This is a genomic window from Streptomyces sp. NPDC007808, from assembly GCF_042868655.1.
In the GTDB taxonomy this organism is placed as follows: Bacteria; Actinomycetota; Actinomycetes; order Streptomycetales; family Streptomycetaceae; genus Streptomyces.
Genome location: NZ_JBIAEQ010000009.1, coordinates 441,518 through 468,389 on the forward strand (window position 1 = coordinate 441,518; position 26,872 = coordinate 468,389).

Sequence of the window (26,872 nt, forward strand, 5' to 3'; positions counted from 1 at the left end):
GGGGCGATACACACAGCTCATGCGGGGTGTGGTGGTCGGGGACTGAAAAGATCCTGCGGACAGGTGTTTCAGCGCACGTTTCGGCGGGCGGCCGTGGGGGAGGTCACTGACACGATGATCGGGTTGCGCGGCGGGGGCCACGGGTCCTAGAAAAGCAGTCGGGTGGAGATATGCATCGCGGTGGCGGACTGGGCGAGGGGACTGATGACCTGGGTCCTCGACGTGCCCGGCGGGGAAGGCACCGGCGCGACGCGGAGGATTCGAACGAACCACGTCAGGGACACGTAGTACCGGATATGCCGGGTGTACCGAACGAGTCAGAGCGGGCCGACCACCGTCACGTTGATCGGCTGAGGGCGAGCAGGAATGGTGGTCGGGTGGGGGTGACGTACAAGTACTTCGGCGCGCCGGACGGGGCGACCGCGGCCCGCGTCCCCATCTCGATGCGCCCCGAGGAACTCGGCGGCGACGAACTCGGCATGAACGGCATGTTCACCAAGATCAAGCCGGAGACGATGGCCGCGATGGTCCTGACGGGCATCGAGGGCGTCCCCCTGCACAAGGTGCCGCCGCTGGAACTCGTCGTCCTGCACCCCGACTACGCCGTGGTCAAGCTCCCGATGACGGTCGTGGACCCGCTGCGCGGTATAGGAGAGGAAGCGGTCGGCGCGGCCGCCTTCATCTGGTCGACGGTGCCGGACCGGGGTGGGCCCCGGGACGCGTTCAACGTCTACCAACTGCTGCACGAGTGGCAGGACTTCAGCCACCGCCTGCATGAGGCGGGGCATCAGCCGTATTGCCTGGTGTGGCCCTGACCCGGTGAGCCGGGCCGGACGGCCGAGCGGGTCCGCGTACTGCTCGGTGTCCAGGGACAGCGCCCCGTTCCACGCCCGTGCGGTGGCGGCTCGGTCACTCCCGGGATCGGGCGAGTGCGCTCCTTGTGGGCAGTGAGGGCGAGTGCGCTCCTCGTGGGCAGTGAGTCGGTCCGCCCGGTGCCCTGGTGAAAGGTGCCGCCGAGGCTTCGGCGGAAACACACCCGCCGCGACCATCACGTACCGCACGCGTACGCCACGAGCGCACGGTGCTGGTTTTCTGCGACAGCCACCGACGGCTCGTCCTCCAGCGCCCTCGTCGCGGAGCCGGGCTCAGGTGCCGCGTGCCTCGTCGCGGAGCCGGGCTCAGGTGCCGCGTGCCTCGTCGCGGAGCCGGGCTCAGGTACTGCGCACCTCGTCGCGGAGCCGGGCTCAGGTACCGCGCACCTCGTCGCGGAGCCGGCTCAGGTGCCGCGCGCCTCGTCGCCCTGCGGCGGCGCAGGCGGCGCCGTCGTCCCGCGGGGGATCAGGTGGGTCGGCAGCACCACGTGACGGACGTGGTCCGCGTCGGAGTCCTCGATGAGGGCCAGGGCGAGTGCGCCGGCCTCTCGGCCGAGGTCGGAGGGTGACTGGGCGACGGTGGTCAGGTCGAACCAGTCGGCGATGGGCTGGTCGTCGAAGCCGAGGACGGAGACGCGTTCGGGCACGGGGATCTGGGTCCTGCGCAGGGTCCAGATCGTGGCCACGGCGACCTCGTCCTGCTCGGCGAAGACGGCGGTGGGCGGTTCGCGCAGGCTCAGCAGCCGCCCGAGCGCCTCGGCCGTGGCGCGCTTGTCGCCGGGCAGGGTGGAGACCACCAGGTCGTCGTCGAGGGGGATGCCCGCCTCGGTCAGGGCCTGCTGGTAGCCGAGCAGCCGCTCGTTGGAGCTGAAGGAGAAGCCGCTGGCCCCGACGGTCTGGACGAAGGCGATGCGACGGTGGCCGAGGTTGAGCAGGTGCCGGGTGCCGTGCACCGCGGCGGCGACGTCGTCGACGTAGACGCTCGGCCGCCCCTCGACATGCTGGCTGACGTAGATGACCGGCATGCCGAGGTTGTCCAGGCTCTCGGTCTCCTCGTCGGTGAGGTCGAAGCAGAACACCAGCAGGGCGTCGGCGTTGCGCCGGGCCGGGAGGCGCTCGAAGAAGGAGGTGCGCGCGGCCAGGTCGGGGATCACATAGACGTTCAGTTCCAGGCCGGCCGCTCTCAGCAGCGGGGCCAGGCTGGACAGTGCGGCTCCCATGAACCACGACTGGAGCGTGGGAACCAACACCGCCACGTTCCCGGTCCGGCCCGTGACAAGGCTTGCGGCCTGCCGTGACACGGCGAAGTTGAGCTCGCGCGCCGCCTGTTCGACGCGTGCGCGGACCTCGGGAGAGACGGTGGACAGCCCCCGAAGCGTGCGCGAAACGGTCGATGTGGAGACCCCGGCCCGTTCGGCTACGTCAGCCATCGTGGGGTGCCGCTGAGCTGGTGGCATGAGCGGACGGTAGCACAAGCGGCACGATTCACGACCCCTCACGTGACAGCGCTTTCATGCACAGGGATCCATCAGCTACAGCGCATTACCGCGCGGTAACGCATTGACTTCCGGCAAAGACCGCCCCTAGCTTGCAAGCGTTGTCACGCAGGAGTGGCTCAGAGCTGCACAGCGACATTCACGAGTGCTTTGACCTGCTGATTTGATCTATGAAGCGCGTGACAACGCGGTCTCGCCATCGGGAACAGACCGTCACGTACGACGCCGTACGACCCCGTACGACCAGGAGACACCGTGAAGACCACCACCACCAGAGCGTTCCAGCATGCGGTCGTGATCACCGTGGGCGCCCTTCTCCTCGGCGCCTGCGGCGCCTCCGACGACGGCGCCTCCGGGCAGGCCGGGCCGGGGAGCTTCGAGGGCCGCGGCCCCATCACGTACGTGGCCGGCAAGGACACCACCGGCGCGGTCCAGCCGATGCTCGACCGCTGGAACAAGCTGCACCCGAAGGAGAAGGTCACCTTCATCCAGCTGCCGACCGACGCCGACGCGCAGCGCCAGCAGATGATCCAGAACGCGGAGACGAAGTCCGACGCCTACACGGTGCTCTCGCTCGACGTCGTGTGGACGTCGGAGTTCGCCGCCCACCAGTGGATCGACGAGCTGCCCGAGGAGCGGTTCCCGCTGGGGAAGATACTGAAGCCGGTGGTGGAGACGGCCAAGTACCGCGACGGCCTGTACGCGGTCCCGGCCAGCTCCGACGGCGGCATGCTCTACTACCGCACCGACCTGCTGAAGAAGGCCGGGATCAGCGAGCCGCCCACGACCTGGGCGCAGCTGAAGGCCGCCTGCGCCGAGGTGAAGAAGCTGCCCGAGGCGAAGGACATGTCCTGCTACGCCGGGCAGTTCCAGAAGTACGAGGGCCTGACCGTCAACTTCTCCGAGGCCGTGAACTCCGCGGGCGGAGTCGTCACCGACGCGAACGGCAAGCCCGACGTCGACACCCCCGAGGCGCGGAAGGGCCTGGACTTCCTGGTCGGCTCCTTCGAGGACCGCACCATCCCCGAGGAGGGCATCACCTACCTGGAGGAGGACGGCCGCCAGGCGTTCCAGTCCGGCAAGCTGATCTTCCACCGCAACTGGCCCTACGTGTACTCCCTGGCGGGCAAGAGCGACATCAAGGGGAAGTACGCCGTCGCCCCGCTGCCCGGCCTGAACGGCCCCGGCTCCTCCAGCCTGGGCGGCCACAACCTGGCCCTGTCGTCGCACGCGAAGAACAAGGCGACGGCGCTGGACTTCATGAAGTTCTTCAGCAGCGAGGCCACCACGGCCGAGTTCCTCAAGGTCTCCTCCCTCGCACCGCCGTACGCCTCGCTGTACGAGGACAAGGCGCTGGTGAAGCAGTACCCGTACCTGCCGGTGCTCAAGGAGTCCATCCTCCGTGCCGTGCCACGGCCCCGCGTCGTGCAGTACGGCGACGTGACCTCGGCGGTGCAGCGGGAGGCGTACGCCGCCCTGACCGGGAGCAAGAGCAGCGCCCAGGCGCTGAAGGACCTGCAGGAAGCCCTGCGGAAGTCCACCGGCCGGTGAGGGGCGCGGACATGGCCGACACCAAGACCCCGCCCGAGGTGACCGTGGCGGAGCGAGCCCCCCTCGCGCCGCCGCGCCGACGCCGTAGCGGCAGGCCGGTGCGGGCGACCTCGGGCTCGGCGCGGATGGCCGCACTGCTGGTGTCCCCGACGCTGCTGGTGCTGACGATCGTCGTGCTCTACCCGACGCTGATGGCGCTGGGCGAGTCGCTGTACGGGGCGAAGGGACTGGACCCGGAGACCGGGTTCATCAGCGCGACCGAGCCGTTCGTCGGGCTGCGCAACTACGCGGACATCTTCGGTGAGGCCGGGGAGCGGTTCTGGAACGCGTTCTGGAACACCACGTTCTTCACCGTCGTCACGGTCGCCCTGGAGACGCTGATCGGGGTGGCGATGGCCCTGATCATGCACAAGGCGTTCCGGGGTCGCGGCCTGGTCCGGGCGGGGATCTTGGTGCCCTGGGCGGTGCCGACCGCCATCTCGGGCCTGCTGTGGCGGTGGATCTTCAACAGCGACGGCATCGCCAACGCGCTGATCGGACAGCAGGTGCTGTGGACCACCGAGGGCTTCCACGCCAAGGCCGCGGTCATCGTCGCCGAGGTGTGGAAGACGGCGCCCTTCATCGGGCTGCTGGTGCTGGCCGGCCTCCAGGTGATCGAGAAGGAGGTGTACGAGGCCGCGCGGCTCGACGGGGCCGGCCCGGGCCGTCAGTTCTGGCACATCACCCTGCCGCTGGTGAAACCCGCGCTGCTGGTGGCGATGTTGTTCCGCTGCATGGACGCGCTGCGCATGTTCGACCTGCCCTACATCCTGATCGGCGCTCAGAAGCAGTCCGTGGAGACCCTGTCGATGCTCGCCCAGAACGAGGCGTCGAACGTCCGCTTCGGTCCGGCGTCCGCGTACTCCGTGCTCCTCTTCCTCTACGTCCTCCTCGTCGCCCTGGCCTTCGTACGGCTGCTCGGCGCCGACCTGATCGGCGACGCCGGCCCCCGCCCGCCCAAGGGCAGGCGCCCGCGGATCCTCGCGGCGCGCCGGGCGGAGGTGGCGGCATGACCCTGACGGCGAAGTGGCGCAGCGGCCTGCTGTACGCGGGTGTCCTCGCGGTCGTGGCCTACTGCCTGGCCCCCTTCTACTGGATGCTGGTCTCCAGCCTGCGCCCCACCTCGGACATCTTCGACACCTCGCTGCTGCCCACCACGGTGTCGTTCGAGAACTACCGTGCGGTGTTCGATCCGGAGCAGGGCTTCGGGCAGGCGTTGCTCAACAGCCTGATCGTGGCCGGGATCACGACCGTCCTGGCCCTGCTGCTGGCGACGTTCACGGCGTACGCGATGGCCCGGCTGGAGTTCCGTTTCAAGCGGCTGATCCTGACCCTGATCATCGCCACCTCGATGTTCCCGGTGGTGTCGATCGTCGTGCCGCTGCTGAAGCTGTTCACCGACATGGGCTGGATCAACACGTACCAGGCCATGATCGTGCCGAGCATGTCCTTCGCGCTGCCGCTGGCGGTGTGGAACCTGACCACCTTCTTCCGGCAGATGCCGGACGAGTTGGAGCACGCCGCCATGGTCGACGGCTGCACGCGCGGGCAGGCGTTCCGCAAGGTCATCATCCCGCTCGCGGCGCCGGGCATCTTCACCACCGCGATCATCACGTTCATCGCGGCCTGGAACGAGTTCCTCATCGCCCTGTCGATGACCAACAAGCCCGGGATGCAGACCGCGCCGGTCGCCATCTCGAAGTTCACCGGCGCGACGACGTACGAGACGCCGTTCGGCAGCCAGATGGCGGCCGGGGTCCTCGTCACGGTCCCGCTGGTGGTCATGGTGCTGCTCTTCCAGCGCCGGATCGTCGCCGGACTCACGGCCGGCGCGGCGAAGTAGACCCGCCCCTCTCCCTCTCGACCCCTAGGAGCAACGCGACCGTGTCCCCCACCGCACCCTGGTGGCGCAGCGCCGTCATCTACCAGGTCTACATCCGCAGCTTCGCCGACGGCAACGGCGACGGCGTCGGTGACATCGCCGGCATCCGGTCCCGGCTGCCGTACCTCAAGTCCCTCGGCGTGGACGCCATATGGATCAACCCGTGGTACAAGTCGCCGATGGCCGACCACGGTTACGACGTGGCGGACTTCCGCGAGATCGACCCGCTCTTCGGCTCCGTGGCGGAGGCCGAGCGGCTCATCGAGGAGGCGCACGAGCACGGGATCCGCGTCATCCCGGACATCGTGCCCAACCACACCTCCGACCGGCACGCCTGGTTCCGGGCGGCGCTGGCCGCGGGGCCCGGCAGCCCGGAGCGCGAGCGGTACGTGTTCCGGCCGGGCCGGGGCCCCGACGGCGCACAGCCCCCCAACGACTGGGTCTCCTGCTTCGGCGGCCCGGCGTGGACCCGGCTGCCCGACGGCGAGTGGTACCTGCACCTGTTCGCGCCCGAGCAGCCGGACCTCAACTGGGAACACCCCGAGGTGCGCGCGGAGTTCGAGTCGGTGCTGCGGTTCTGGTTCAGCATGGGCGTGGACGGCTTCCGCATCGACGTCGCCCACGGGCTGATCAAGCACCCGGAGCTGCCCGACCTGCCGCCCCGTCAGGAGGTGGCCGAGGAGCGCCCGCCGCACGTCGAGCACCCGCACTGGGACCGCGACGAGGTCCACGAGGTCTACCGGTCCTGGCGCAAGGTCGCCGACGAGTTCCCCGGCGACCGGTGCTTCGTCGCCGAGGCCTGGGCGGACACCCCCGAGCGGCTCGCCGCCTACGTCCGCCCGGACGGTCTGCACACCGCGTTCAACTTCGACTTCCTGATGTCCACGTGGGACCCCAAGGCACTGCGCACCGTCATCGACGAATCGCTCGCCATGCTCGGCTCGGTGGGGGCACCCGCCACCTGGGTGCTGTCCAACCACGACGTCGTACGCCACCTGAGCCGCTACGGCCGTCCCAGCCCCGGCAAGCGCTGGGTGGCCAACGACGTCTACCGCGCCGAGGGCCCCCTGGACCTCGACCTGGGCACCCGCCGGGCCCGCGCCGCCGCCCTGCTCATGCTGGCCCTGCCCGGCGGGGCCTATGTCTACCAGGGCGAGGAACTCGGCCTGCCGGAGGTCGAGGACCTGCCCGACGCGGTCCTCCAGGACCCGATCTGGGAACGCTCCGGGCACACGCAGCGGGGCCGCGACGGCTGCCGGGTCCCGCTCCCGTGGTCCGGCGAGTCGGCCCCGTACGGTTTCAGCCCCGACGGCTCGTCCGGCGAGCCCTGGCTGCCCCAGCCGGCCGACTGGGCCGACCGCAGCGTGGCCGCCCAGACCGGCGACCCGGCCTCCATGCTGGAGCTCTACCGCACGGCCCTGCGTCTGCGCCGCGCGCATCCGGCCCTCGGCGACGGGGACCTGACCTGGCTGGACGCCCCCGCCGAGGTGCTGGCCTTCCGCCGGGAGCCGGGCCTCGTCTGCGTGGTCAACCTCTCGCCCGAGCCGTATCGGCTGCCCGGCCACAGCGACGTCCTGCTGACCAGCGGTCCTGTGGAGGACGGCGCGCTCGCCCCCGACCAGGCGGCCTGGCTGGCGGTGTGACCTCTCACCCCGGTCCACCGGGGCCCGTCCGGTGCTCCTTGCCCCGCCGACCGGACGGGCCCTGGTTCGGTAGCCTCTTCTCACGGATGGCAGCGATCCCTGCCATGACGAGAGCTGTAGGAGACCATGTCCGCCGACCCCGCCGTGTCACCCGCTCCCGGTGAGGAGCAGTACCCCTCCCTCGCCCTGGCCAACACCGCGATCGCCCTGCCCGGCGGGCACTTCGTCGACCTGCTGGGCACCCCGGCCGAGGCGAACCGGTGGCTCACCGACCGCGGTCTCGCCCCGGTCGACGCCGGAATGCGCGAGATGTGCGCCGCCCAGCTGCGCTCCCTGCGGGAGCAGGTCCGGTCCCTGTTCGACGCGCGGATCGCCGGGGTCGCTGCCCTGCCGGCCGCCCTGGCCGCCGTGAACGACGCGCTGACCAGGGTCCCGACGGCACCGCTTCTGCAGTGGGACGAGAAGAACGGCCCGCACCGAGTGGCCCCGCACCCCACCACCGAGATCGTCGACCACGCCCTGGCGACCCTCGCCGCCGACGCCGCCGACCTGCTCACCTCCCCGGACGCCGAACGCCTCACGGCCTGCGGCTCCCCGCCCTGCAACCGCTACCTGCTCCGGCACGGCCGCCGTCACTGGTGCTCCACCCGCTGCGGCGACCGCGCCCGCGCCGCCCGCGCCTACGCCCGCCGCACCGGGTCCGCGACGGACTGACCCCGGCACCGGCACCTCCGCCCGTACCGGTGACGGCCCGGACCTTTCGCACCGAGGTGGGTAGAGTCGCCGATCATGACCGACGACTGGCGCAACGACCGCATCGGCAGCGCGCTGCGGGGAGCGAACCCCACGGTGCTCCGCAGACTGACGGCCGGGTTCGCCGTCATCGGGGACGTGCAGTTCCTGCCCGGGTATTCGGTGCTCCTCGTGGACGATCCCGGCGTGCGGCGGCTGTCGGACCTGCCGAGAAGCAGGCGGCTGGCGTTCCTGTCGGACATGGACCGCCTGGGCGAGGCCGTCGAACGCGCCTGCACACGGCTGGATCCGGCCTTCCGGCGGGTCAATCTGGAGATCCTGGGTAACACCGACCCGTTCCTGCACGCGCATGTGTGGCCGCGGTTCGACTGGGAACCGGCCGATCTCGTGGGCATGCCCGTGTGGCTCTACCCGCGCGAGCACTGGAGGGACGAGCGGCACGCGCTCGGTGCGCGGCACGACGCGCTGCGCGAGGCGATCGGCGAGGAACTGGACCGGACGGCGTCCTGACCCGCACGGCCCCGGACCCGCCTCGTGCCCGCCACGGCTCGGGCGATCGACGGTTCGGGCCCCCACGCGGCCGGGGCTGGTGCCGGCTGCGGGCCGCCGCAGCCAAGGAGAAGCCGTCAAGCGGCGACCTCCGGCTCCGCGGGGGTCCGTCCTGGTGCACCGGGACAGGGCCGAACGGAGAATCCGGTCAGGCGGACCCGCCCACCGAGAAGCCGATCACCGTACCGCCCCCGTCCCGCCGGAAGGCGAACGGCGCCCCGCCGTGCGACAGCGCCACCTCCCGGACGATCGACAGCCCCAGCCCCGACCCGGGCAGGGACCGCGCGTCGGCGGCGCGGTAGAAGCGGTCGAAGACCCGGAGCAGGTCGTCCTCGGCGATGCCCGGCCCCCGGTCCAGGACCTCGACGCGGATCGTGCCGGGACGGGCGGGGCCCGCGACGTTGATCTCGATCGGTGCGCTGCCGTCGCGGTCGAACTTCGCCGCGTTCTCCACGAGGTTGGTGACCGCGCGCTGGAGCATCGCGGGCCGCCCCTCGGTCGCGGTCTCCCCACTCGCGCGGACCAGGATCCGCCGCCCCGTACGGCGCCGGGTGAGCCCGGCCACCTCCTCGGCGATGTCGGCGAGGTCCACCCGCTGGACCGGCTCGGTGTCGGACTGACCGGCTGCCAGATCGACCAACTCGTTGACGAGGTCGGTCAGTTCGCGTGCCTCCTGACCCAGGTCCGCCACCAGTTCGTCACGGGTGGCGGGCGGCAGTTCGTCGATGCGGCGCAGCAGGGAGATGTTCGTGCGCAGCGAGGTCAGGGGGGTGCGCAGCTCGTGGCCCGCGTCCTGCACGAGGCGTCGCTGGTCCTCCTCCGACTGTGCCAGCCGGCCCAGCATGCGGTCGAAGGCGCGGCCCAGCCGGCCCACCTCGTCGTATCCGGTGACCGGTACCTGGATCCCGAGGCGGCGGGTGCGGGCGACATCCTCGGCGGCGGCGGTGAGGACGACCAGGCGGCGGGTGATGCGCCGGGCCAGCCACCAGCCGAAGAGCCCGGCGAGCGTGACCACGGCCGCCATCAGCAGCAGGGTCCGCTGCTGCAGCGCCCGCAGCAGGTCCTCGGTGTCGCTGAACTCCTGGGCCACCTGCACCGCGCCCCGCCCGCCGCCGAGCGCGACGGTCGCGACACGGTAGACGTCGCTGCCGACGTCGACGTCCTTGTGCTCGACCAGTCGCCCGGCCGTCGCGTCGGTGGCGATCCGCCGGTCGGCGGCCGTGACCGGCAGTCCCGGCCGCCCGGGGTCGACGACGGCGCCGTCCGGGCCGAGCACCTGCACATCGGTACGGGCGGGCCGTACGAGATCGTGCCCGGGCGCGGAGGAGGAGAAGTCCCGCGTCGTCATCGGCCGCCGGCGCACCTCGCCCCGCAGGTCCTGCACGACCTCGGAGAACACGGACTCCTGGTCGACCCGCACCAGCCGGGCGGCCGCGGTGTACGACAGCAGGCCGACCAGGACGGTGACCACGGCGGTCACGGCCGCGAAGGAGAGGGCGAAGGTGGTGCCGAGCCCGTTTCTTCGCCGCCCCCGCAGCAGCTGCCCGAGCCGGCGGCGGGCGGGGCCCACTTCAGTCCTCCCGCAGCACGTAACCCACCCCGCGGACCGTGTGGATCAGCTGCGGGGCGCCGGGCTCGTCGAGCTTGCGGCGCAGGTAGCCGACGTAGACGGCGAGGTTCTTGGAGCCGGGGCCGAAGTCGTACCCCCAGATCCGGTCGTAGATGGTGGAGTGGTCGAGGACGATGCCGGCGTTGCGCACCAGCAGCTCCAGCAGCTCGAACTCGGTGCGCGTCAGCTCCAGCTCCCGCGCCCCCCGCCACGCCCGACGTGCCTGCGGGTCCATCCGCAGCCCGGCCGCCTCGATCAGCCGGTCCGCCGCGGCGGGCGCCTCGGGTGCCTGCCTGGGTACGTCGACGGGGGCGCCGTTAGCCTCACTGGTGCGGCGCAGCAGGGCGCGCAGCCGGGCGAAGACCTCCTCCACGTCGAAGGGCTTGACCACGTAGTCGTCGGCGCCCGCGTCCAGGCCGGCGATGCGGTCCTGGGTCTCCACGAGCGCCGTCAGCATCAGGATCGGGGTGCGGTCGCCCTCGGCGCGCAGCACCCGGCAGACCTGGAGACCGTCGATGCCGGGCATCATCACGTCCAGTACGAGCACGTCCGGGGGCGTGCGGTGGGCCTGCGCCAGCGCCTCGACGCCGTCGGCGACCGCGGTGACCCGGTAGCCCTCCAGGGTCAGCGCACGCTCCAGCGCGTTGCGGATGGCGCGGTCGTCTTCGGCGAGGAGAACAGTCTGGGGCACCTGTTCATACTGCCAAGCCGTCGCGGTCCCAGGACATGACGAGTGGCTCACCCGGCCTTGTTCTTACTGGGCTCTCACCCAGCCGGTCGCAGTGCCGCGAGCCGTTCCTCGAAGGGCACGACCTCCGGCTGCGCCGCCTTCTTCGCGGGTCGGCCGGCCATCAGTCCCGCCAGCTCCGCCGCGGCCCGTTCGATCCGCCCGTTCAGCCCTTGTGCGCCCCAGTCCTCCGAGGCGGCGTACACGCCGGTCGGGACGACCACGGCCCGCAGGTGGGCGAAGAGCGGGCGCAGGGCGTGGTCCAGGACCAGGGAGTGCCGGGCCGTGCCGCCGGTCGCCGCGATCAGTACCGGCATGCCCGTCAGCACGTCCTTGTCGAGCACGTCGAAGAACGACTTGAACAGGCCGCTGTAGGACGCCGAGAACACCGGGGTGACGACGACCAGGCCGTCCGCCGAGGTCACCGCGTCGATCGCGGCGGCCAGCCCGCGGCCCGGGAAGCCGTTGGTGAGGTGGTGCGCGATCTCCACGGCGAGTTCGCGCAGCTCCACGACCTGCACCTCCACCGGGGTCCGACTGCCGACCGCTGCCGCGAGCCGGTCGCCGAGCAGCCGGGTGGAGGACGGGACGCTCAGTCCCGCGGAGACGACGACGAGCTTCATGCGACGGTCACCTCCCGGGCGGCCTTGCGGGTGGCGTGGGTGGGGGCGTCGGGGACGTCGGCCGGACGGCCCTTGGCGAACTCCTCGCGCAGCACCGGCACGACCTCCTCCCCGAGCATGTCGATCTGCTCCAGCACGGTCTTCAGCGGCAGCCCGGCGTGGTCCATCAGGAACAGCTGACGCTGGTAGTCACCGGCGTACTCGCGGAAGGACAGCGTCTTCTCGATCACCTGCTGCGGGGAGCCGACGGTCAGCGGTGTCTGGTCCGTGAAGTCCTCCAGCGACGGCCCGTGCCCGTACACCGGCGCGACGTCGAAGTACGGCCGGAACTCACGGATCGCGTCCTGGGAGTTGCGCCGCATGAACACCTGCCCGCCGAGCCCGACGATCGCCTGCTCGGGCGTGCCGTGCCCGTAGTGGGCGTACCGCGTCCGGTACAGCTCGACCATGCGCTTGGTGTGGTCGGCCGGCCAGAAGATGTTGTTGTGGAAGAAGCCGTCGCCGTAGTACGCGGCCTGCTCGGCGATCTCCGGCGAGCGGATCGACCCGTGCCAGACGAACGGCGGTACGCCGTCCAGCGGGCGGGGTGTGGCGGTGAAGCCCTGCAGCGGGGTGCGGAACTTCCCCTCCCAGTCCACGACGTCCTCGCGCCACAGCCGGTGCAGCAGGGCGTAGTTCTCGATGGCGAGGTTGATGCCCTGCCGGATGTCCTGGCCGAACCAGGGGTAGACCGGGCCGGTGTTGCCGCGGCCCATCATCAGGTCGACCCGGCCGTCGCCCAGGTGCTGGAGCATCGCGAAGTCCTCGGCGATCTTCACCGGGTCGTTCGTGGTGATCAGGGTGGTGGAGGTGGACAGCACCAGCCTCTCGGTCCGCGCCGCGATGTAGCCGAGCATCGTCGTCGGGGACGACGGCACGAAGGGCGGGTTGTGGTGCTCGCCGGTCGCGAAGACGTCGAGGCCGACCTCCTCGGCCTTCAGCGCGATGGCGACCATGGCCTTGATGCGCTCGTGCTCGGTCGGCGTACGGCCTGTCGTGGGGTCCGGCGTCACGTCGCCGACGCTGAAGATCCCGAACTGCATGGTCGCTCACCCTCCAGGTTGTTGACCGTTAAACTATACCTGGAGAACGAGGACCGGCCGAAGGCTATTCCCGGGCGCCCGCCCAGTGCGGGTCCCTGCCGGTCCGCGCGAGCAGCCGCTCGAACGCCGAGGCGCCCGCGGGCTCCGGCACCGGCTCACCGAACACCCCCATCCTGCGAGCCGTCGGCGCCAGCTCGTCCACCGCGCCGGCCAGCTCCGCCACGACCGCCTCGTCGGCACCCGGCTCGTCCTGGCCGGTCGCCCGCGCCAGATCCCACACGTGCACCGTCAGATCGAGCAGCGCCATCGAACCGACCAGTCGAGCCGGCAGGTTCATCCCACCGGTCGTCCCCTCCTCGGCACCCGGCGCGGACCAGGCCGCCACCAGCCGGTCCGCCTCCTGCGCGAGCCGCTCCCGCCACTCCGGACCCTCGGCGACCCGATCGGGTGTCTCACCGAAGTCCGACGCCTCCTTCGCGGCCAGCCTCTGGAACTGCACGATCACCTGGAAGAGGTGATTGACCAGGTCCTTCACGTCGTACTCGGCGCACGGCGTGGGGGCGCCGAGCGCCGATCCGGGAATCCCCCGCACCACCGGGACCGCCCGGTCCCGGGCCATGGCCAGCAGCTCACCGATGCCGTGCGTGCGCACGCTGTTCGTGTCCATGCCTCGACCGTAGGAAAGCCGCCCCCGCTCCTTCTTGAAGAAACGCGACGCGCGCCGCGGCCGGACGTACGATCCCGGCATGGAGGCACCCCGCCAGGACACCCGCGGGATCGTCGACCCGTCCGGGTTGCTGAACCGCGTGCGGTTCCGCCGCCACGAGCCCGCCGAGCCGCTGCGCCGCTACGTCGAGTGGTACTGGCTCATCGACTGGGACCTGCCCGCGCCCTACGCCTCCCACATCGTCCCGCACCCCGCCGTCAACCTCACCTTCCAGTGGGACGGGGCCGACGAGGCGGGAGCCCCGCCCTACGGCGAGGTCACCGGCGTCGCCCTCGGCCTCTACACCAGGAAGCTGGCCGGGCGGGGCGGGGTCTGCGGGGTGAAGTTCCGGCCCGGTGGCTTCCGGCCCTACGCTCCCGAGGCGCCGGTGTCGCGGTGGACGGGCCGCGCGCTGCCCGCCCAGGAGGTGTTCCCGCGGATCACGGCCGACACCGCCCGCGCGATCGTCACCCCCGCGGACGACCACGCCCGGGTCACCGCCCTCGACGCCTTCCTGCTCTCCCTGCCGTGTGCCCCGGACCCGCAGGCCGACCTCGCGGTCGACCTCGTCCGGTCCATCCGCACCGACCGCACCGTGCGCCGCGTCGGTGACTTCGCCGAGGCGCGGGGCCTGTCGGTGCGGGCGCTGCAGCGGCTCTTCTCGGCCCATGTGGGCGTCAGCCCCAAGTGGGTGCTCCTGCGCTACCGCATCCACGAGGCCCTGGAGCAGGCCGGCACCCGCGAGGACGTCGACTGGGCCGGCCTCGCCGCCGACCTCGGCTATGCCGACCAGGCCCATCTGGTACGGGACTTCACGGCGACGGTGGGGGTGCCGCCCACGGCGTACGCCGCGGAGGCCCAGGCCGAGCGCGCGGGCACGGGCCGATGAGCGGCGGGGGCGTCGAGCACCGGGCGCCCCCTCGCGACGACACCGACCGGGCCGCGCCTCACCGCAGGCACGCGCGGGCACCGCACGTCAGGGGACCGGGCGTCACGGCACCAGCACCAGCCGCCCCCGCAGGCCGCCCTCCGCGAGCCGGGCGTGCGCCTTGGCGGCGTCGTCCAGGGCGAACGTCTCGGCCACCCGCGTCGACAGCACCCCCTCGTCGAGGAGCCGCACCAGTTCGGTCAGCCGTGCACCGTCGGCGCTGACCTCGACCGCCCCGGTCCGCACGCCCCGCACGGAGGCGGGCTCGGCGTGCGGGATGACACCGATGTAGCGGCCCCCGTCCCGGACCCGGTCCAGGGCCGGCTCGCCGAGGACGGCGGCGTCCAGCACCGCGTCGAAGCCGCCGTCCGCGACGGCGCCGCTGAGGAACCGCTCGGCCCCCAGCGACCGTACGAACTCCTCGTCGTCCTCCCGGGCCAGCCCGGTCACCGACAGCCCCCGGTGCGCGGCCAGTCGGACCGCGTACCCGCCGACCGCCCCCGCCGCCCCGGTCACCAGCAGCGACTCACCCGGCGTCAACTCCAGCAGGTCGAGGGCCTGTACGGCGGTCAGCGCGTTCAGCGGCAGGGTCGCCGCGTGCACGGCGTCGACGGTGGTGGGCGCCCCGGCCGCCGCGTCCGCCGCCACGACGACGTACTCGGCGTGGGTGCCCAGCGGCTTGAGCGGGCCGTAGACGAGCGCCACCACCTGGTCCCCGACGCTCCAGGAGCTTCCCGTGCCGACCGCGTCGACCGTCCCGGCGACGTCCCAGCCGAGCCCGATCCGCTGTCCCGAACCACCGAAGACACCGGCCCGCACCCCCGCGTCCACGGGGTTCAGTCCGGCCGCCGCGACCTTGATCCGTATCTCCCCCGCACCGGGCTCGGGCACCTCGGTCTCCACGACCTGCACCGCTTCCGGCCCGCCGAACGAGTTCACCACAACAGCACGCACAGCAACTCTCCTTGATCCTGGGTCTGTTCACGTCCGGGATGTCCTCCCGATCACTGCGCACAACCCTAGGAAGAGTTACTATCCAGAGGTAAGTAGTTACCTGAGAGTGCGTACATACCCCGGAGGTGAGCCATGGCGACCATGACGGCGGCCCAGCGGCGTGAGCAGGCACGCGTCGAGTACGACGCGTTCATCAAGAGCTGCCCCACCAACCAGCTCCTGGACCGCATCAGCGACAAGTGGGTCAGCCTCGTCGTCTCCGCCCTCGCCCCGGGCCCCCTGCGCTACAGCGACCTCGGCCGCAGGATCGCCGGTGTCAGCCCCAAGATGCTGACCCAGACCCTGCGCTCCCTGGAACGCGACGGCCTCCTCTCCCGCACCGTCACCCCGTCGGTCCCGGTCCGGGTCGACTACGAGCTCACGCCCCTCGGGCACAACCTGGCCCTGCTCCTGACGGCCGTGAAGGACTGGGCGGAGACCCACTTCGACGAGGTCCGCCTCTCCCGCGAACGCTACGACGCCGAGAACGCCGACGCGTAGGGCCCGACCCCACCCGCACCGCGACGGTCAGAACGCGTACGTGTCCCCCGTGTCCAGCACGAGCACCCGCTGCCGGTCACCGTCCACGGCCGCGCCGCTCCCCGCGGTCTCGAACTCCAGGGACACCTCCGTCGGCGCACCCCGCAGCAGCACCCGCAGAGCGATCCGCTCCCCCGCGCGGTGCCCGCCCAGCGCGCCGACGCGGCACGTCAGCAGACGCTCCCCGGCCCGCGCGCACGCCTCGGGCAGCTCCTGCCGGTCGGCCAGGGGCTGCGACCAGTGCAGCCGTACGACCGATTCCGCAACGGCGGTCGGGCCGTCGTTGCGCGGCGTGAAGCGCAGGTCGACCCGGCCGGCGGAGAGGCCGGCCCAGCCGTGGTAGGCAAGGCCCGCCCGGGGACCGTCCGCCGCACCGGCGCCCGGGGCCGCGCCGCCGACCGCCGCGACCACGGCCGCAACGCACACCCCGGCACCTGTCATCCGCCGCATACCGTCCGCTCCTCACTCCGCCGTGGTCGTACGGATGTATCCCACGCCCGGCGGACGGCAGGCGCCGTCCAACAGGTGACGCGTGGGCCCGGGCGAGGGCATGCGAGGCTGACCCCATGCTCGTCCTGCGCTCCGCCGCCCTGTTCGTCGTCGCCGCCCTGTTCGAGATCGGCGGCGCCTGGCTGGTCTGGCAGGGCGTGCGGGAACACCGCGGGTGGCTGTGGATCGGCGCCGGCGTCATGGCGCTCGGCGCCTACGGCTTCGTCGCCACACTCCAGCCCGACGCCGAGTTCGGCCGTGTGCTCGCCGCGTACGGCGGCGTCTTCGTCGCCGGCTCCCTGGCCTGGGGCATGGCCGCGGACGGCTACCGACCGGACCGCTGGGACGTCACGGGCGCGCTGATCTGCCTCGCGGGCATGGCGGTCATCATGTACGCGCCGAGGGGCGACTGAGCCCGGGGCTCAGGACGGCGGCAGCAGCCCCAACTGCCCGAGGAACTCCATCTCGTCGAAGTAGAGGCGGTAGTCGACGATGTGCCCGGTGTCGTCGACGGTGGCGAAGTCGACCCCGCGGATCCTGATCTCCTTCTGCGTCGGGGCCACCGTCTCCCCCGTGGGCAACTGGATCGGCCCGGTGTTCCGGCCGGTGAAGACACCCTCGTCGATGGCCGTGTTGCCGACCTCGTACGAGTGCACCGACTCGTACGAGCCGTCAGGAACCGCCTCCGTCATCTGCCGCCAGTACGCGGCGATGTCGTCCCGTCCGTGGAGCTCCCCGCCGTCGGGCGTGACGGCGACCGCGTCCGGTGCGTAGAGCTCGGCGATGGCCTTGGGGTCCGCGGTGGTGATCGCCTCGGTCAGCCGGTCCATGACCTCACGTGCCTGTCCCATGATCTACCTCCCGTGCTGGAGGATCACCCACCCCATTCTCCCACCGCCCGCCTATCCTGGCCGGACAGCCTTTCGACCTCGCCCGAGGAGCAGCCATGCCCACCGCAGCCCCGTCCGCCGCCTCCCGTATCGCCGTCGTCACCGGCGCGAGCGGCGGAATCGGCGCCGCCACGGCACGACAGCTCGCCGCGGCCGGCTACCGGGTCGTCCTGACCGCCCGCCGCAAGGACCGCATCGAGGCCCTGGCCGAGGAGATCGAGGCGGCCGGCCACTCGGCGACCGCGTACCAGCTGGACGTCACCGACCGCGCCGCGGTCGACGAGTTCGCCACGGCCTTCAGGACGATCGGCGTCCTGGTCAACAACGCGGGCGGTGCCCTCGGCGCCGACCCGGTGGCCACCGGCGACCCGGCCGACTGGCGCACGATGTACGAGACGAACGTCATCGGCACCCTGAACCTCACGCAAGCCCTGCTGCCCAAGCTGGAGGCGAGCGGCGACGGCACGATCGTGGTCGTGTCCTCCACGGCGGGCCACGGCACCTACGAGGGCGGCGCGGGCTACGTCGCCGCCAAGCACGGCGCCCACGTCCTCGCCGAGACCCTGCGCCTGGAGATCGTCGGCCGACCGGTCCGGGTCATCGAGATCGCCCCCGGCATGGTCAAGACCGACGAGTTCGCCCTGAACCGCTTCGCCGGGGACAGGGAGAAGGCGGAGAAGGTCTACCAGGGCGTCGCCGAGCCCCTCACCGCGGAGGACGTCGCCGACACCATCGCCTGGACGGTGACCCGCCCCAGCCACGTCAACATCGACCTCCTGGTCGTCCGCCCGCGCGCCCAGGCGTCCAACACCAAGGTCCACAGGGAGCTGTAGTGGCGGCCGACGGCAAGGACCCGCACGACGAACGCCAGATGTGGTGGTGGCTCGGCTACTTCCTGTTCGGCATCCACATCGTGGCGTTCGTGATGATCTACGCGGTGACGCACGCGCCGAAGTGACGCTCCGACGGCCTCCCACGAGACCGCCGGACCGTCAGCCCTTCACGCACACGACCTGCTTCAGCTTGGCCACGACCTCCACCAGGTCCCGCTGCTGGTCGATGACCTGCTCGATCGGCTTGTAGGCGCCCGGGATCTCGTCCACGACGCCGGAGTCCTTACGGCACTCCACGCCGCGCGTCTGCTCCTCCAGGTCCTTCGTGGAGAACCGCCGCTTGGCCGCGTTGCGGCTCATGCGCCGGCCCGCGCCGTGCGAGGCCGAGTTGAAGGACATCGGGTTACCGAGGCCCTTCACGATGTACGAACCCGTGCCCATCGAGCCCGGGATGATGCCGTACTCGCCGGAGCCGGCCCGGATCGCGCCCTTACGGGTCACGAGCAGGTCCATGCCGTCGTAGCGCTCCTCGGCCACGTAGTTGTGGTGGGCGCTGATCTCGGACTCGAAGGTCGGCTTCGCCTTCTTGAACTCCTTGCGGACCACGTCCTTCAGGAGCGCCATCATGATCGTGCGGTTGTACCTGGCGTACTCCTGCGCCCAGAACAGGTCGTTGCGGTACGCCGCCATCTGCGGCGTGTCCGCCACGAAGACGGCGAGGTCACGGTCGACCAGGCCCTGGTTGTGCGGGAGCTTCTGCGCCACGCCGATGTGATGCTCGGCCAGTTCCTTGCCGATGTTGCGGGAACCGGAGTGCAGCATCAGCCAGACGGAACCGGTCGTATCGGTGCATACCTCGACGAAGTGGTTACCGCCACCGAGCGTTCCCATCTGCTTCCCGGCGCGGTCCTGACGGAACTTGACCGCGTCCGCGACTCCGTCGAACCGCCCCCAGAAGTCGTCCCACCCGGCCGTGCCGAAGCCGTGCAGCCGTCCCGGATCCACGGGACTGTCATGCATCCCCCGCCCGACCGGAATCGCCTCCTCGATCTTCGAGCGCAGCCGCGACAGGTCACCCGGCAGGTCGTTCGCCGTGAGCGACGTCTTCACCGCCGACATACCGCACCCGATGTCCACGCCCACCGCCGCGGGGCACACGGCCCCCTGCATCGCGATGACGGACCCGACCGTCGCACCCTTGCCGTAGTGGACGTCCGGCATGACCGCGAGCCCCTTGATCCACGGCAGCGTCGAGACGTTCCGCAGCTGCTGGAGAGCCACCTCCTCGACCGTCGACGGGTCGGTCCACATACGGATCGGCACCTTCGCGCCCGGCATCTCCACGTACGACATATCGTCCTCTATCCCCCGGAAACACAACACAAGTCTGAAATCGCAATACCGGCGCCAGGGTCGATGAAAAAGGACAACGGACCGGCGTCCACGGCAGTGCGTGCGATACACATTGTCTCCAGGGGACGCCCCCGCGCAGCAAGCGAATAACCAGCGGGGACACCGAACCGCCGGCAAGGGACCGACCACACAGCCACCGTCGAAAGGAGCCTGACCGTGCAGCGGAAGGCGTACGTAACCGGCGTCGCCGCGCTCCTCGCGGCGCTGCTGGCCGGCTGCACCGGCGGCTCCGACGGCGGCGGCACCACCGACGAGTCCAACCCCGACGACTCCGGTACGGCGACCGCCGCGGCCGAGCCCGGCCGGTACCGCACACTGCCCGAACCCTGCGGCGTGGTCGGTGAGGAGACACTCGACTCGCTGCTGCCGGGCATCAGGCAGCTGCCGGACGACGAGCAGCGCGAGAAGGCGTACGAGGGCACCCCGACGCCCACCTTCGACACCGACCGCAAGGCCGGCTGCCGTTGGAAGGTGGAGTCGGCGCAGGCCACGGACCACCTCATGGTCGACTTCGAGCGGGTGGTCGCGTACGACACCTCCGTCAGCGACGACAGCGAGGCGGAGCGGCTCTTCGCGACGGAGCTGGAGGCGGCCGACCTGCCGGAGCCGGTGCCTACCGACAGCGGCGACACCGCCGAGGGCACCCCGTCCGCCGACCCGAGCGGCTCCCCCTCCTCCTCGGCCCCGGCGCCCGGCAAGTCCGCCTCGTCCACCGCGTCCCCCTCGGCCTCGACCTCCACCGACGCCTCACCGCCCGCCGAACTGCAGCCCCGGGTCCTCGACGACCTGGGCGACGAGGCGTTCCTCGACGACGTGCTCGGCGGCTCCGGTTCGACGGCCCAGCAGCGCACCGTGACTGTGGTGTTCCGCACGTCCAACGTGGTCGTGAGGATCGAGTACGAGGAGCAGCCGGCGACCGTCGGCACCGTGCCGGACGCCGAGGCAATGCAGGACAGGGCCCGGAATCTCGCCGCGCAACTGGCCGAAGCGCTGTCGGAGTAGCGCCCCTCGGCCACCGCGGTGCGCCCGAGTGCGACGTAACCGAAACGAGACCACACGGCTTCTTCACCGCGTACCGTGGCCCCTCGGACCCGATCCGACCGCAGGAACCACGAGTGTCACTCATGAGTGAAGGAACCATGCAGCGAGCAGCCAAGCGAGAACAGCAGGACCGTGAGCAGCGGGTGAAGGGCCTTCACCGCGTCCTTGTCGGCGCGGCCGCCGTCCCCGTGATGCTGATCGCCGCGGGCTGTTCGTCGGACTCCGGCACGGACGACGCGGCCGGCGCGAAGGCTTCGGCGTCCTCCTCGGCGTCGGCGTCCGCGAGCCCGTCGCCGACCGTGCAGGCGGCCGCGTACAAGTCGCTTCCCCAGTCGTGCAAGGTGCTGTCGAAGAAGACGCTGGAGGACCTGGTCCCGAAGGCCAAGTCCGGCAAGGCGGGCTCGTCGGACGACACCTCCTCGCGCGCCTCCTGCTCCTGGAGCAGCCTCGACAACAACGGCGTGAAGGGCTCGCAGTTCCGCTGGCTCAACGTCTCCCTGGTGCGCTTCGACTCGGACGTCACGAGCGGTTCGGCCGACAAGCTGGCGCGGGAGTACTTCGCGTCGCAGCTGACGGACGCCCGGTCGGTGAGCGGCGCGAAGAACGTGAAGTCGGAGCCGGTCACCGGGGTCGGCGACGAGGCGACGGTGGTGCGCTACGACCTGAAGAAGAAGGAGGGATCCTTCAAGCAGGAGACGGTCGTGGCCCGGGTGGAGAACGTCGTCGTCACGCTCGACTACAACGGCGCCGGCTTCGCCGGTGACAAGACCCCGAGCGCGGACGCCCTGGACAAGCTGGCGCGCAAGGCCGCGAAGGAGACGGTCGCCGCGGTGCAGAAGGCGAACGGCGAGGGCGGCGGCGCGGGCACGCCGAGCAGCACGCCTTCGAAGTCGGCTTCGAAGTCTCCCTCGAAGTCCCCTTCCGGCAGCCCCTCCAAGGCGGCGGCGAGCTCCCCGTCCAAGACAGCGTCGCAGAAGAGCTGACCGTCACACCTGCCCGCCGCTGAGGCGGAACTACCAGCTCAGAGGCGCTTTTTCCACGAGCCCGGTCCCTGTCGGGGGCCGGGCTCGAACCGTACCTGAATTCGTACGCCGCACAGATGTGCCACCCTGTTGCGCGCAACAACACGCAAGGGGAGGGGAGTACGAGTGGCCGGGCCACCGCAGCTGACCCGGATGCACCGCGTTCTCATCGGCGTGGTCGTGTTCGGCGCCGTGATCATCGCCGGCATCGGCTTCGCCGGTTCGTACGCGGCCGTCCGCGAGCTGGCCGTCAAGAAGGGGTTCGGGAACTTCAGCTACGTGTTCCCGATCGGCATCGACGCGGGCATCTGCGTCCTGCTCGCCCTCGACCTGCTGTTGACGTGGATCCGCATCCCGTTCCCACTGCTGCGCCAGACGGCCTGGCTGCTGACGGCCGCGACGATCGCGTTCAACGGCGCGGCTGCCTGGCCGGACCCGCTGGGCGTCGGCATGCACGCGGTGATCCCGGTCCTGTTCGTGGTGTCCGTGGAGGCGGCCCGCCATGCGATCGGGCGTATCGCCGACATCACGGCCGACAAGCACATGGAGGGCGTCCGGCTGACGCGCTGGCTGCTCTCGCCGTTGCCGACGTTCCTGCTGTGGCGCCGTATGAAGCTGTGGGAACTGCGCTCGTACGAGCAGGTCATCAAGCTGGAGCAGGAGCGCCTGGTCTACCAGGCCCGCCTGCGCTCCCGCTTCGGCCGCGCGTGGCGCCGCAAGGCACCGGTGGAGTCGCTGATGCCGCTGCGTCTGGCCCGCTACGGCGTCCCGCTGGCGGAGACGGCCCCGGCGGGGCTGGCCGCGGCGGGCATCGAGCCCGCGCTGCTGCCGCCGGCCCCCAGGCCGGCCGTGGGCGCGGCACCGGAGCCGCAGCCGCAGCCGCCGGCGGTCGGTCGTGCCGCGGCGGCGGTCCCCGTCCCGCGGCGAACGGCACCGGCCGGGGAGCAGCGCCCGGAGCGGGCCGGTACGCCCAGTCCCGAGCAGCCGGAGTACGTGCAGGACTGGTTCAACACCCCCCGCCAGGTCGAGTACCACGGCGGCTACAACCCCTCGTACGACCCCCAGGAGCACTACGAGGACTGGTACCAGGAGCAGCTCCAGGCGGAGCAGTACCAGGACCAGTACCAGGAGGAACCGCCGGCCCAGGAGCCCGCTCCGGAGGAGACCGGCACCTTTCCGATCCCGGTGAGTCCCGGCCGGACCCGTGAGCTCGGGGAGGGCGGCGGCGCTCCGGAGCCGACCGAGGAGGACTACTACCTGGTCTTCCGTGAGTCGATCAAGAGCGGCAACGGTGCGCCCACCCCGCGCGGGCTGATCGCCGACGTCGAGGCGACGTACGGCGTCACGCTGGACGAGTCCGAGGCCAAGCGCATGGTGAACCGCTTCTCCAACCGCCTCAACGCGGAACTGACGGACGAGCACATCGCCTGACCGGCACATGGGAAAGGGCCCTCCGAAGAGGGCCCTTCGCCGACCCGTTACTCCCCGAGCAGGGACCGCACCCGGTCCTGTCCGACCGCGAGCAGCAGGGTGGGCAGCCGCGGACCGGTGTCCCGCCCCACCAGCAGGTGGTACAGCAGCGCGAAGAACGACCGCTGGGCGGTCTTGATCTCCGGCGGCAGCTCCTTGGGCGTGGCGTCCGCGGAGAACCCGGCCTGCACCTTGGGCACGCCGTACACGAGGTGCGTGAGCCCGTCGAGCGACCAGTGCGACTCCAGCCCGTCGAGCAGCAGCCGCAGCGACTGCTGGGACGCCTCGTCGAGGGACTTCAGCAGCTCGGCGTCGGGCTCGTCCCGGACGATGGTGCGCTGGTCGGCCGGCACGTGCGTGTTGATCCACGCCTCGGCCTTGTCGTACCGGGGGCGTGCCTCGTCCAGCGTGGCCAGCGGGTTCTCCGGGTCCAGCTCGGAGAGGATGCGCAGCGCCTGGTCCTGGTGTCCGGCGGTGATGTCGGCGACGGACGCGAGCGTCCGGTACGGCAGCGGACGAGCGGTGCGCGGCAGTTCGGCGCCGGCCGTGCGCACCGCGCGGGAGTGCGCGGCGACGTCGGCCGGAAGCGCCGAGCCGTCGGCGACCTTGGCGTCCAGCTTGTCCCACTCGTCGTACAGCCGCTGGATCTCCTGGTCGAAGGCGATCTTGAAGGACTGGTTGGGCCTGCGCCGGGCGTACAGCCAGCGCAGGATCTGCGGCTCCATGATCTTCAACGCGTCGCCCGGGGTGGGCACCCCGCCGCGCGAGGACGACATCTTGGCCATGCCGCTGATGCCGACGAAGGCGTACATGGGCCCGATCGGCTGCTTGCCGCCGAAGATCCCGACGATCTGCCCGCCCACCTGGAAGCTCGACCCCGGCGACGAGTGGTCGACACCGCTCGGCTCGAAGACGACGCCCTCGTACGCCCAGCGCATGGGCCAGTCGACCTTCCAGACCAGCTTTCCGCGGTTGAACTCGTTCAGCCGGACGGTCTCGGCGAAGCCGCAGGCGTTGCACGTGTACGACAGCTCGGTGGTGTCGTCGACGTACGAGGTGACGGTGGTGAGGTCCTTCTCGCAGTTGCCGCAGTAGGGCTTGTACGGGAAGTACCCGGCGGAGCCGGAGCTGCCGTCGTCCTCGCTCGCCGCGCCGGAGCCCTCGGCGGCCTCCAGCTCGGCCTCGTCGAGGGGCTTCTGCGACTTCTTGGCACCGGCCTTGGGCTTGGTGCGGTACTGCGCGAGGACGGCGTCGATGTCACCGCGGTGCTTCATGGCGTGCAGGATCTGCTCGCGGTACACCCCGGAGGTGTACTGCGCGGTCTGGCTGATCCCGTCGAACTCCACGCCCAGCTCGGCGAGCGACTCGACCATGGCCGCCTTGAAGTGCTCGGCCCAGTTCGGGTACGCCGAGCCTGCGGGCGCCGGTACGGAGGTCAGCGGCTTGCCGATGTGCTCCGCCCAGGACTCGTCGACACCGGCGATCCCGGCCGGCACCTTGCGGTAGCGGTCGTAGTCGTCCCAAGAGATCAGGTGGCGGACCTGGTGACCACGCCGCCTGATCTCGTCGGCGACGAGGTGCGGGGTCATGACCTCGCGCAGGTTGCCCAGGTGGATGGGCCCGGAAGGGGAGAGTCCGGACGCGACGACGACCGGTTTGCCCGGGGCCCGACGCTCCGACTCCTCGATGACCTCATCCGCGAAACGGGAGACCCAGTCGGTGGTCTCGGTGCTCTGAGCCACGATCGGCACGTCCTTCTTTCTCCAGGGCAGCCGTACGGTCAACGGCTGGCGGCTCCATTCTCCCAGGCGACCTCGCTTCCGCGAAAACCACTATGCGGTTCGGGCCCGGCGGCGCACGGCGCACCCCGGGCTCCCGGCCGCAAAAATCGCTTTACCCCCCATGGGATACTGGCCGTGTCTATCCATCCCCCCGAGGAGAACGGCACCCATTCCTATGGCCCCGGTCACGTCCCTCAGCGCTCGCGTCAACCAGCACCTCGCCGATGCCCTCGCTTCCGCCCGCCCGGAAGCCGCCGGAGGCGACCCGCTGCTGCGACGTAGCGACCGGGCCGACTTCCAGGCCAACGGGATCCTGGCCCTCGCCAAGAAGGCCAAGGCGAACCCGAGGGAGCTGGCGACGCAGGTCGTCGCCGCCATCGTCACCGGTGACGTGATCAAGGACGTCGAGGTCTCCGGCCCCGGCTTCCTGAACATCACGATCGCGGACAGGGCGATCACCGAGAACCTCGCCGCGCGGCACGCGGACGGCGAGCGCCTCGGCGTGCCGCTGAAGGGGAACCCGGGCGTCACGGTCGTCGACTACGCCCAGCCGAACGTGGCGAAGGAGATGCACGTCGGTCACCTGCGGTCGGCGGTCATCGGCGACGCCCTGCGCGGCATGCTCGACTTCACCGGCGAGAAGACGATCGGCCGGCACCACATCGGCGACTGGGGCACCCAGTTCGGCATGCTCATCCAGTACCTGTTCGAGCACCCCGGCGAGCTGGCCCCCGCGGCCGACGTCGACGGCGAGCAGGCCATGAGCAACCTGAACCGGGTGTACAAGGCGTCGCGGGCGCTGTTCGACTCGGACGAGGAGTTCAAGGAGCGGGCCCGTAAGCGGGTCGTCGCCCTGCAGTCCGGTGACAAGGAGACGATCGAACTGTGGCAGCAGTTCGTGGACGAGTCGAAGGTCTACTTCTACTCCGTCTTCGAGAAGCTGGACATGGAGATCCGCGACGAGGAGATCGTCGGCGAGTCCGCGTACAACGAGGGCATGCCCGAGACCGCCCGCCTCCTGGAGGAGATGGGCGTCGCGGTCCGCTCCGAGGGCGCGCTCGTCGTCTTCTTCGACGAGATCCGCGGCAAGGACGACCAGCCGGTCCCGCTGATCGTGCAGAAGGCCGACGGCGGCTTCGGCTACGCGGCCTCCGACCTGACCGCGATCCGCAACCGTGTCGTCGACCTGCACGCGACGACGCTGCTGTACGTCGTCGACGTACGCCAGTCGCTGCACTTCAAGATGGTCTTCGAGGCGGCCCGCCGGGCCGGCTGGCTGAACGACGAGGTCACCGCGCACAACATGGGCTACGGCACGGTCCTCGGCGCGGACGGCAGGCCGTTCAAGACGCGTGAGGGCGAGACCGTACGCCTTGAGGACCTGCTGGACGAGGCGGTGCAGCGGGCCGCGGAGGTCGTACGGGAGAAGGCGCGGGACCTCACCGAGGACGAGATCCAGGAGCGGGCCGCGCAGGTCGGCATCGGCGCCGTGAAGTACGCGGACCTGTCGACGTCGCCGAACCGGGACTACAAGTTCGACCTGGACCAGATGGTGTCGCTGAACGGCGACACGAGCGTGTACCTGCAGTACGCGTACGCCCGGATCCAGTCGATCCTGCGCAAGGCGGGCGGGGCGTTGCCGACCGCGCACCCGGAGCTCGAACTCGCCCCGGCGGAGCGGGCCCTGGGCCTGCACCTGGACGCGTTCGGGGACACGGTCTTCGAGGCGGCCGCGGAGTACGCCCCGCACAAGCTGGCCGCGTACCTGTACCAACTGGCGTCGCTGTACACGTCGTTCTACGACAAGTGCCCGGTTCTGAAGGCGGAGACGACCGAGCAGGTGGAGAACCGGCTGTTCCTGTGCGACGTGACGGCCAGGACCCTCCACCAGGGCATGGCCCTGCTGGGCATCCGGACGCCCGAGCGGCTCTGAGCACCCG

The 26,872-nt window shown here is 71.0% G+C and carries 27 protein-coding genes; 16 read left to right on the forward strand and 11 right to left on the reverse strand.

Annotated features, from left to right (window positions below):
• Positions 1 to 170 precede the first annotated feature (170 nt).
• A complete protein-coding gene (locus ACFYNL_RS33035) occupies positions 171 to 815 on the forward strand; it encodes a hypothetical protein (RefSeq protein ID WP_388809978.1) in 645 nt (214 codons plus the stop codon).
• A 461-nt stretch (positions 816 to 1,276) separates the two neighbouring features.
• Here the strand turns inward: ACFYNL_RS33035 and ACFYNL_RS33040 are convergent, their stop codons facing one another.
• A complete protein-coding gene (locus tag ACFYNL_RS33040) occupies positions 1,277 to 2,302 on the reverse strand; it encodes a LacI family DNA-binding transcriptional regulator (protein ID WP_388810121.1) in 1,026 nt (341 codons plus the stop codon).
• Positions 2,303 to 2,623: 321 nt separating this feature from the next.
• Here ACFYNL_RS33040 and ACFYNL_RS33045 point away from each other — a divergent pair, with 321 nt between their 5' ends.
• The 6 genes from ACFYNL_RS33045 (at position 2,624) to ACFYNL_RS33070 (ending at position 8,746) form a co-directional block, all read left to right on the forward strand.
• Positions 2,624 to 3,919, forward strand: coding sequence for an ABC transporter substrate-binding protein (locus ACFYNL_RS33045; RefSeq protein WP_388809980.1), 1,296 nt, complete (start codon positions 2,624 to 2,626; stop codon positions 3,917 to 3,919).
• 11 nt (positions 3,920 to 3,930) lie between these two features.
• Positions 3,931 to 4,971, forward strand: a complete 1,041-nt coding sequence (locus tag ACFYNL_RS33050) for a carbohydrate ABC transporter permease (RefSeq protein WP_388809983.1) — start codon at positions 3,931 to 3,933, stop codon at positions 4,969 to 4,971.
• A complete protein-coding gene (locus ACFYNL_RS33055; protein WP_388809985.1) occupies positions 4,968 to 5,801 on the forward strand; it encodes a carbohydrate ABC transporter permease in 834 nt (277 codons plus the stop codon). Before ACFYNL_RS33050 ends, ACFYNL_RS33055 begins: the two co-directional genes overlap by 4 nt.
• 41 nt (positions 5,802 to 5,842) lie before the next feature.
• Positions 5,843 to 7,483 carry a glycoside hydrolase family 13 protein gene (locus ACFYNL_RS33060; RefSeq protein WP_388809987.1) on the forward strand — a complete coding sequence of 547 codons (1,641 nt, stop codon included), beginning with the start codon at positions 5,843 to 5,845 and terminating at the stop codon, positions 7,481 to 7,483.
• Positions 7,484 to 7,609: 126 nt separating this feature from the next.
• Positions 7,610 to 8,197, forward strand: a complete 588-nt coding sequence (locus ACFYNL_RS33065) for an ABATE domain-containing protein (RefSeq protein ID WP_388809990.1) — start codon at positions 7,610 to 7,612, stop codon at positions 8,195 to 8,197.
• Positions 8,198 to 8,272: 75 nt separating this feature from the next.
• Positions 8,273 to 8,746: a diadenosine tetraphosphate hydrolase gene (locus ACFYNL_RS33070; protein ID WP_388809993.1), complete on the forward strand. Its 474-nt coding sequence runs from the start codon at positions 8,273 to 8,275 to the stop codon at positions 8,744 to 8,746.
• 187 nt (positions 8,747 to 8,933) lie between these two features.
• Here ACFYNL_RS33070 and ACFYNL_RS33075 read toward each other — a convergent pair whose 3' ends face one another.
• From ACFYNL_RS33075 to ACFYNL_RS33095, 5 genes are all read right to left on the reverse strand, one after another.
• A complete protein-coding gene (locus tag ACFYNL_RS33075; RefSeq protein ID WP_388809996.1) occupies positions 8,934 to 10,355 on the reverse strand; it encodes an ATP-binding protein in 1,422 nt (473 codons plus the stop codon).
• Between the two features lies 1 nt (position 10,356).
• Complete coding sequence (locus ACFYNL_RS33080) at positions 10,357 to 11,085, reverse strand: response regulator transcription factor (protein ID WP_388809998.1); 729 nt, start codon at positions 11,083 to 11,085, stop codon at positions 10,357 to 10,359.
• Between the two features lie 74 nt (positions 11,086 to 11,159).
• Positions 11,160 to 11,744 (reverse strand): FMN reductase, encoded by a 585-nt coding sequence (locus tag ACFYNL_RS33085; RefSeq protein ID WP_388810000.1) that lies wholly within the window; start codon positions 11,742 to 11,744, stop codon positions 11,160 to 11,162.
• A complete protein-coding gene (locus tag ACFYNL_RS33090) occupies positions 11,741 to 12,826 on the reverse strand; it encodes an LLM class flavin-dependent oxidoreductase (protein WP_388810001.1) in 1,086 nt (361 codons plus the stop codon). Before ACFYNL_RS33090 ends, ACFYNL_RS33085 begins: the two co-directional genes overlap by 4 nt.
• Positions 12,827 to 12,890: 64 nt before the next feature.
• Positions 12,891 to 13,493, reverse strand: a complete 603-nt coding sequence (locus ACFYNL_RS33095; RefSeq protein WP_388810002.1) for a TIGR03086 family metal-binding protein — start codon at positions 13,491 to 13,493, stop codon at positions 12,891 to 12,893.
• A 79-nt stretch (positions 13,494 to 13,572) separates the two neighbouring features.
• Here ACFYNL_RS33095 and ACFYNL_RS33100 point away from each other — a divergent pair, with 79 nt between their 5' ends.
• A complete protein-coding gene (locus ACFYNL_RS33100) occupies positions 13,573 to 14,421 on the forward strand; it encodes a DUF6597 domain-containing transcriptional factor (protein WP_388810004.1) in 849 nt (282 codons plus the stop codon).
• A 102-nt stretch (positions 14,422 to 14,523) separates the two neighbouring features.
• Here the strand turns inward: ACFYNL_RS33100 and ACFYNL_RS33105 are convergent, their stop codons facing one another.
• A complete protein-coding gene (locus tag ACFYNL_RS33105) occupies positions 14,524 to 15,414 on the reverse strand; it encodes an NADP-dependent oxidoreductase (RefSeq protein ID WP_388810005.1) in 891 nt (296 codons plus the stop codon).
• 132 nt (positions 15,415 to 15,546) lie between these two features.
• On the opposite strand from ACFYNL_RS33105, the gene ACFYNL_RS33110 reads away from it, so the two are divergent.
• Positions 15,547 to 15,954: a winged helix-turn-helix transcriptional regulator gene (locus ACFYNL_RS33110; protein WP_388810006.1), complete on the forward strand. Its 408-nt coding sequence runs from the start codon at positions 15,547 to 15,549 to the stop codon at positions 15,952 to 15,954.
• A gap of 27 nt (positions 15,955 to 15,981) precedes the next feature.
• On the opposite strand, the gene ACFYNL_RS33115 is transcribed toward ACFYNL_RS33110, so the two are convergent.
• Positions 15,982 to 16,443 (reverse strand): hypothetical protein, encoded by a 462-nt coding sequence (locus ACFYNL_RS33115; protein WP_388810008.1) that lies wholly within the window; start codon positions 16,441 to 16,443, stop codon positions 15,982 to 15,984.
• Between the two features lie 116 nt (positions 16,444 to 16,559).
• On the opposite strand from ACFYNL_RS33115, the gene ACFYNL_RS33120 reads away from it, so the two are divergent.
• Positions 16,560 to 16,895, forward strand: a complete 336-nt coding sequence (locus ACFYNL_RS33120; protein WP_388810011.1) for a YnfA family protein — start codon at positions 16,560 to 16,562, stop codon at positions 16,893 to 16,895.
• 9 nt (positions 16,896 to 16,904) lie between these two features.
• Here ACFYNL_RS33120 and ACFYNL_RS33125 read toward each other — a convergent pair whose 3' ends face one another.
• Entirely contained in the window at positions 16,905 to 17,333 is a 429-nt protein-coding gene (locus ACFYNL_RS33125; protein WP_388810014.1) for an ester cyclase, read from the reverse strand.
• Positions 17,334 to 17,428: 95 nt separating this feature from the next.
• On the opposite strand from ACFYNL_RS33125, the gene ACFYNL_RS33130 reads away from it, so the two are divergent.
• A complete protein-coding gene (locus tag ACFYNL_RS33130; protein WP_388810016.1) occupies positions 17,429 to 18,205 on the forward strand; it encodes an SDR family NAD(P)-dependent oxidoreductase in 777 nt (258 codons plus the stop codon).
• A complete protein-coding gene (locus tag ACFYNL_RS33135) occupies positions 18,109 to 18,330 on the forward strand; it encodes a hypothetical protein (RefSeq protein ID WP_388810124.1) in 222 nt (73 codons plus the stop codon). The genes ACFYNL_RS33130 and ACFYNL_RS33135 overlap by 97 nt, the downstream gene beginning before the upstream one ends.
• A gap of 34 nt (positions 18,331 to 18,364) precedes the next feature.
• On the opposite strand, the gene ACFYNL_RS33140 is transcribed toward ACFYNL_RS33135, so the two are convergent.
• Entirely contained in the window at positions 18,365 to 19,558 is a 1,194-nt protein-coding gene (locus ACFYNL_RS33140) for an RtcB family protein (RefSeq protein ID WP_388810018.1), read from the reverse strand.
• Between the two features lie 216 nt (positions 19,559 to 19,774).
• On the opposite strand from ACFYNL_RS33140, the gene ACFYNL_RS33145 reads away from it, so the two are divergent.
• From ACFYNL_RS33145 to ACFYNL_RS33155, 3 genes are all read left to right on the forward strand, one after another.
• Complete coding sequence (locus ACFYNL_RS33145) at positions 19,775 to 20,620, forward strand: DUF3558 domain-containing protein (RefSeq protein WP_388810021.1); 846 nt, start codon at positions 19,775 to 19,777, stop codon at positions 20,618 to 20,620.
• Positions 20,621 to 20,757: 137 nt separating this feature from the next.
• A complete protein-coding gene (locus tag ACFYNL_RS33150) occupies positions 20,758 to 21,642 on the forward strand; it encodes a DUF3558 family protein (protein ID WP_388810023.1) in 885 nt (294 codons plus the stop codon).
• 165 nt (positions 21,643 to 21,807) lie between these two features.
• Positions 21,808 to 23,112 carry a DUF2637 domain-containing protein gene (locus tag ACFYNL_RS33155; protein ID WP_388810026.1) on the forward strand — a complete coding sequence of 435 codons (1,305 nt, stop codon included), beginning with the start codon at positions 21,808 to 21,810 and terminating at the stop codon, positions 23,110 to 23,112.
• Between the two features lie 47 nt (positions 23,113 to 23,159).
• Here the strand turns inward: ACFYNL_RS33155 and lysS are convergent, their stop codons facing one another.
• Positions 23,160 to 24,902, reverse strand: coding sequence for a lysine--tRNA ligase (gene lysS, locus ACFYNL_RS33160; RefSeq protein ID WP_388810127.1), 1,743 nt, complete (start codon positions 24,900 to 24,902; stop codon positions 23,160 to 23,162).
• Positions 24,903 to 25,107: 205 nt separating this feature from the next.
• Between lysS and argS the strand changes: the two genes are divergently transcribed.
• A complete protein-coding gene (gene argS, locus ACFYNL_RS33165; RefSeq protein ID WP_388810028.1) occupies positions 25,108 to 26,865 on the forward strand; it encodes an arginine--tRNA ligase in 1,758 nt (585 codons plus the stop codon).
• The last annotated feature ends 7 nt before the right edge of the window (positions 26,866 to 26,872 follow it).